At 37.1% G+C, this 960-nt stretch carries 1 protein-coding gene; it reads right to left on the bottom strand.

Features of this window, described 5'->3' with window-relative positions; all coding sequences use genetic code 11:
- The coding region (locus ACFQ2O_RS21820) for a hypothetical protein (protein WP_377533060.1) at positions 1–911 on the bottom strand (911 nt) is incomplete at its 3' end.
- Between the last annotated feature and the right edge of the window lie 49 nt (positions 912–960).

Here is a 960-nt window from a genome sequence, read left to right as displayed (position 1 = left end):
CCCAGAAAAGAATAAAAACTGTCAAATCTGTATAAATCAGTTTTATTACCTTTTTCTGTTTTAGTTAATTTCTTGGAATGACTGTCATAACTATAGATGACAGCATCCTTAACAATAGCAGTGCCTTGATTAAAGATGCTGCCATCTAAAATCTCGATAGGCTTGCCATAAATATTGTTAGCTGTATTTATGGTGTAAAAATTAGTTTTTGAGGTGCCGTCCGACTCTCTCTCAATGGCCTTAAAGTATAATTCCTGGCCATTGTCGATAAAATGGGCATCAATAAGTTCTGCGGTATAAGAAACAGGCTTGATGTCTGATACATACTTTGTTCCTGCTACCGTTCCGTCTGTTTCGTAAATAGCAACTCGTTTGGTTTCCATCTGCAACGAAAAATATACTTTGTTTTCCTTTTCGAAATAAGCTGTCTGTACATCATACAGACGTTGATTTATCTCTTGTAGCGTCGTAATAGCTTTGGTGGATTTATCGATCGCAATCACTTTAGTATATGAACCGCTAGTGTTACCTAGAATGGCGAGTGTGAAATTCCCCGCAGAACACATGGCTTTGCTATAAAGCTGTGATCCAATCTGCATACTCCTTTCAGCTTGAGTAAGATATATGTTCCAGTCTCCTCCAGCGAAAACAATTTCGTTTCCAACAGCTGCTACTGTTCTACCAGGGTAAAAATTTCCTTTAGGTGAATTTTGAACAGAATACGATTCTTTAGTTTGCAGATCAAACACCTGAAGTTGATAGTAAGATTTAAAGAAAAGTCTATTCTCTGCTAAAGTCTCAGTGTTGTTCCAATAATCACCTTCAAAGCTTTGCAGCAGTACAGCTCTTTGCGAACGTGCCTGAAAAGAGCACAGCACTAGAAATAGTAGAAGGGTAAAAGTCTGCTTCATAAAGGCTTGGCTTAATATATGTAATTCCAAATATAGCATTAAAACAAAA

The organism is Pontibacter rugosus, from assembly GCF_042678745.1.
Lineage (GTDB): Bacteria > Bacteroidota > Bacteroidia > Cytophagales > Hymenobacteraceae > Pontibacter > Pontibacter rugosus.
Note: the sequence above shows the minus strand (reverse complement) of the source record. Positions and strands in the feature narration are given on the sequence as shown.